Below are 4,828 nucleotides of genomic sequence, written 5' to 3'. Positions count from 1 at the left end.
ACGACCCTGGGTGCAATCTCGACGGTCCCGCACCTGCTTGCGGGGGCTGCGCCGCAGATCCAGTCCCGACGGTGTGCAAGGAGCGTCGTGAACACGGCCATTCTGCTGTTCGGTGACCGACGGTTGCCGCGTCTGTTCCGAGGACTGCCGCCGGCCGACATCGACTCAGCGATCGGAGCCTACCGTCGGCTGGTGGTAGTCGGGTCTGACGCCGACCTGGCGGCGGTGCTGACGCGGCTGCTGCGCACCGACCGGCTCGACGTCGAACTGGCATTCGTGTCGCCGCGCCGGTCGCCGGCCACTCGGGTCCACCGGCTGCCGACGGGATGGCGGGCGGCCCGACGGGCGCGGCGCGGGCAGGCCGCGCGGGTGCCGCTGATCCGCGACGACACCGGGTCGGTGATCGTCGGGTCGGCCGAGTGGCGGCCCCCGGCGCCGTCGTCGCTGCTGCGCGGGGAAGCGGTCGTCGACGACACCGTGCTCTTCGACGGCGACACCGCCGCGGTGCGCATCGAGCCGACCGCGACGATGCCCGGGCTGCGCGCCCGCGTGCCGGGCGTGCGAGGCCGGTGGGTGTCCGGGCGGGCGGCGCAGCTGGGCACCACCGGCGCCGTCGTCATCCGGGACGGCGTGGCGGCGACCCGGCCGGCGCGCCGGTCGACGTTCTACCGGCACACCGAAGGCTGGCTGCTGGTCAGATGACGAGTCGGACCGCAGCGACCCAGCGCGTCGCAGCCCGGGCGGGCCGGCCCGCGATTACGCTTCGGCTGCAGGTCTTCCGCCACACAGATTAGGAATCCCGTGACACAGACGTCCAAGCTTCGGTTAGTGGGTGCCGCAACGTTCGCCGCGATCGGTTTTGGCGTGCTCGGAGCCGGCGCGGCGCATGCGGACCGTCAAGACATCGAGGTCGCGCGCGACGATTTGCACCAGGCGCTCGACGACATGCAGCAAGCCGGAGACGACTGGGGCGGGCACAAAGAGCAGGCGGCACAGTACATCCGCCAAGCGATCGACCAAATCAATCAAGGCATTGATTTCGTCAACTCGCAGTCGCCGACGGCGGCCGCCCCGGCGGCGACTGCCCCGCCGCAACCGGGCATCCCCGGCTCCTGACCACCGTCGCGCCCGTCGACGACACACGGGTTCTCCGCGCCGCTCCGGTAGCGTCATCCCGGTGAGCGTCAGGGGCACCCACCAATCGGTGCGGCCCAGCCCCGTCTTTCTGGCGATCCTCGCGCTGACCGCGTTCGGCGGGGCGCTGGCCTGGCTGGCCGGGGCGACCATCGCGCCGCTGGCCTACGCCGGGGTGTTCGTCTTCGTGGTCGCCGGCTGGGTGGCGTCGCTGTGCCTGCACGAGTTCGGCCACGCGGTCACCGCATGGCGGTTCGGCGACCACGACGTCGCCGTGCGGGGCTACCTGACGCTGGACCCCCGCCGCTACAGCCACCCGATGCTGTCGCTGGGCCTGCCGATGCTGTTCATCGCGCTGGGCGGGATCGGCCTTCCCGGCGCGGCGGTGTACGTACGAACGTCGTCCATGACGCCCGCCCGGCGCACGCTGGTCAGCCTCGCGGGGCCGACGGCCAACCTGCTGCTGGCGGTGCTGCTGCTGGCGTCGACCCGGATGTTTTTCGACCCGGATCATGCCGTGCTGTGGGCGGGGGTGGCGTTCCTGGGATTCCTGCAGATCACCGGGGTGGTGCTGAACCTGCTGCCGATCCCCGGCCTGGACGGCTACGACGCGCTGGAGCCGCACCTGAGCCCGGAGACGCAGCGCGCCGTGGCGCCTGCCAAGCAATATGCCATCGTTTTCCTGCTGTTCCTGTTCCTGGCTCCGCCACTCAACCAGTGGCTCTTCGGGATCGTGTACTGGTTTTTCGACCTGTCCGGCGTGCCGCATTCGCTGGCGGCCGCGGGCAACGCGCTGACCCGATTCTGGACCGCCTGACCCGCGATGGGCGCCGGCCATGATCACAGCCCCGCCGGGGCCGGCTCATCTCGGATGATTCCGCGCATGATCTGTGCCGCGGCGATCCTGGCGACGTTCTTCGTCGTGGAGTTGACCACGTCGATGCTGACCGACTCGATGGCGCTGCTGGCCGATGCCGGGCACATGCTCACCGATGTGGTCGCCGTGTTCATGGGGCTGGCCGCGGTCACGCTGGCCCGGCGGGGCAGCACGTCGCCCGCACGCACCTACGGCTGGCATCGGGCCGAGGTCTTCACCGCGGTGGCCAACGCCGGGTTGCTGATCGGGGTGGCCCTGTTCATCCTGTACGAGGCAGCCGAGCGGCTCCGGGAAGCACCGTCCGTTCCCGGCGTGCCGATGATCGTGGTGGCGCTGGCCGGGCTGGCTGCCAATGTCGGGGCAGCGCTGCTGCTGCGTTCGCACTCGCAGGACAGCCTGGCGGTCAAGGGCGCCTACCTGGAGGTGGTCGCCGACACCGTCGGCAGCCTGGGCGTGCTGATCGCCGGCGTGGTCACCGTGACGACGCACTGGCCCTACGCCGACGTGGTGGTCGCCGTCCTGATCGCACTGTGGGTGCTGCCACGGGCTGTGTCCCTGGCGCGTGACGCGTTGCGCATCCTCTCCGAATCGTCGCCGACCCACATCGACGTGGCGGAGCTGCGCTTCGCACTGGGCGCCGTCGACGGCGTGACCGCGGTCCACGACCTGCACGTGTGGACGCTGTCGCCCGGCCAGGACATGTGCACGGCACACCTGACCAGCGCCGGTGACTCCGCCCGGGTGCTGCAGGACGCTCGCGCGGTGCTGTCGGCTCACGGGCTGGACCACGCCACCGTCCAGATCGAGACCCCGGGCGGTGCCGGCTGTTCGGAGAGCCGCTAAAGCCCGAGTTCAGCGCGGGGCGGGGGGTCGCAGTCGTCGAGCAGCACCCCGGGGTCGACCACGACGCCGTTGCCGATCACGTTGGTCACACTGGGCGTCGGCACGCCTGACGGGATGAGGTGCAGCGCCGAGCAGGTCGGTGGCTTTGCCTTTGCCCTCGTCGCCCCACTGGGCGCCGATCAGGACTATTGCCGGCATGGCTTTCTCCGCCTCGGTCTCCCGCTAATTGTGGTCGCGCCGGTGACTCAGACTAGCCGTGCGACGATGCAGACTGCGTCTGACCCGCTGTGAGCGGCCCCGCTGGCGGCGGAGGGGGCACCCGCGCCGTCGAGATTGCACCCAGGGCTGTGCATGTGCACGACCCTGGGTGCAATCTCGACGGTCCCGCACCTGCTTGCGGGGGCTGCGCCGCAGATCCAGTCCCGACGGTGTGCGAGCAGCTCCGCTTTCCTGCGGCGGTGCTTCGTTCGCAGCTTCAGAAGAGTGTCAGCAGGTCGGGCAACAGCCGGCTGACGTCCAGCACGACGCTGGCGTCCAGCGCCTGGGTGAGGTCGGCCGGCGAGGCCGCCAGAGCCGAATCGGGCAGGCCAATCACGCCGTCCGCGTTGAACGTCGAAGCTGCACCAGAATCCAGTCCGGAATCGGGCGAGACCAGCTTGAGCAGGAAGTCATAGATCGGCGTCACAAGATCCTGCGTGATGGTCGCGCCACTCGTTTCGATGAGTTCTGCGATACCTGCCGGCAGCTCCGCGAGACCGCCAACGGCCGTACCGATGGGGGTGAACACCCCACCGAGGCTCGTTATCGCCGCGCCGACGAACGTCAACTCCCCGCCGAGAAGCGAAAAGGGTGTGGCCAACCCGCCGAACGTCGCCACACCAGCGAGGATCGCAATGTTCGCCAGGGCAGTGATGACGCTGGTCAGCGTGTCATCGATGCTCGACAGCGGGGCGCCGGGGTCAAGCACGGCGTCAAAAGCCAGCGGTCCGCTGGGGTCCAGCAGTCCGTCCGGCCCGGGGCTCACCGCCGCATCCGCAACCGGGTCTGCGCCCGCGGGGCTGATCACCGCGCTGAAGGGGCTCGGCAGGTCTTCAAGGGGCCCGGCGAAGGACGCAAGTTCTACCACCGGCACCCGGATGTCTTGTAGCGGCGGTGCCGCCCCCAAAGCGACGGCGATGACGCTGGCACTCGCTACGGCGACAACCCCGATACGAAGGCGAAGGCTGAACTCCATAGCGGTTACCTCCATGTTCGCCACGTATCTACCGAAAATGACGCGCGTCCCGGAGAGTACCCCAGCTCGGGCTGACAACAGACTAATTGCGCGGTGTGTTGGCAGCCGTGTTCGACCTGCCGCAGCCGGTCTCAGCTGCCGCGGGCACCTTGCATGCCGGCCACACCGTCGGTACCGGTCCCGAGGGCCTTGCCGCCAGCCCCGCCGGCCCCGCCGTCGCCGCCGGCCCTGCCGCCCGCGCCGGCCCCGCCTTCGCCGCCGTCGCCGCCGTTGCCCCCGTTGCCGACGTTGCCGGCCGAGCCGCCGTTGCCGCCGTTGCCGCCGGCCCCGCCGGTGCCGCCGGAGAACCGCCCAGCCCCGCCGTTGCCGCCGCCGCCGCCGCCGACACCACCGGTGCCATTCGTGGTCGCACCACCGGCACCGCCGACACCACCCGTGCCGCCGTAGCCGCCGCTGCCCGCGTTGCCGCCGTCCCCGTTCAGCAGACCACCCAAACCCGCTGCGCCGTCGACACCGGCACCACCAGAACCGCCGGCACCACCGACTCCGCCCTCGCCGCCGACGCCGCCATCGCCGGACAGCGACGTGCTGGCGCCACCGGCGCCACCCTCGCCGCCGGGACCGCCGACGCCGTCGGCCCCCACGGCACCGTTCAGGGATCCACCGCCGGCACCGCCGGCACCACCGGAGCCACCCTGGCCGCCGGCACCGCCGTTACCGCCGGCACCGCCCTGCACGCC

The 4,828-nt window shown here is 71.0% G+C and carries 5 protein-coding genes and 2 pseudogenes; 5 read left to right on the top strand and 2 right to left on the bottom strand.

The genetic code is table 11. The annotated features are described in order from the left end of the window. The first annotated feature begins 99 nt into the window (after nucleotides 1–99). The 4 genes from ABDW21_RS16160 (at nucleotide 100) to ABDW21_RS16145 (ending at nucleotide 2,854) form a co-directional block, all read left to right on the top strand. The gene (locus ABDW21_RS16160; protein WP_343603186.1) at nucleotides 100–702 is read left to right on the top strand and encodes a peptidase M50; all 603 of its coding nucleotides are present in this window, start codon (nucleotides 100–102) and stop codon (nucleotides 700–702) included. Between the two features lie 126 nt (nucleotides 703–828). Beyond that, nucleotides 829–1,116, top strand: a complete 288-nt coding sequence (locus ABDW21_RS16155; protein WP_343603185.1) for a hypothetical protein — start codon at nucleotides 829–831, stop codon at nucleotides 1,114–1,116. 61 nt (nucleotides 1,117–1,177) lie between these two features. Then, a complete protein-coding gene (locus ABDW21_RS16150; RefSeq protein WP_343603183.1) occupies nucleotides 1,178–1,951 on the top strand; it encodes a site-2 protease family protein in 774 nt (257 codons plus the stop codon). 6 nt (nucleotides 1,952–1,957) lie between these two features. Then, entirely contained in the window at nucleotides 1,958–2,854 is an 897-nt protein-coding gene (locus ABDW21_RS16145) for a cation diffusion facilitator family transporter (protein WP_343710741.1), read from the top strand. Nucleotides 2,855–2,886: 32 nt separating this feature from the next. Here the strand turns inward: ABDW21_RS16145 and ABDW21_RS16140 are convergent. Both ABDW21_RS16140 and ABDW21_RS16135 read right to left on the bottom strand, forming a co-directional pair. Beyond that, nucleotides 2,887–3,052, bottom strand: a pseudogene (locus ABDW21_RS16140) (adenylosuccinate synthetase); the annotation flags it as partial. A 277-nt stretch (nucleotides 3,053–3,329) separates the two neighbouring features. Beyond that, nucleotides 3,330–4,088: a hypothetical protein gene (locus tag ABDW21_RS16135; protein WP_343603180.1), complete on the bottom strand. Its 759-nt coding sequence runs from the start codon at nucleotides 4,086–4,088 to the stop codon at nucleotides 3,330–3,332. A 95-nt stretch (nucleotides 4,089–4,183) separates the two neighbouring features. Here ABDW21_RS16135 and ABDW21_RS16130 point away from each other — a divergent pair. Next, nucleotides 4,184–4,828, top strand: a pseudogene (locus ABDW21_RS16130) (hypothetical protein); the annotation flags it as partial.

It is taken from the genome of Mycobacterium sp. (genome assembly GCF_039583805.1).
GTDB lineage: Bacteria > Actinomycetota > Actinomycetes > Mycobacteriales > Mycobacteriaceae > Mycobacterium.
Note: the sequence above shows the minus strand (reverse complement) of the source record. Positions and strands in the feature narration are given on the sequence as shown.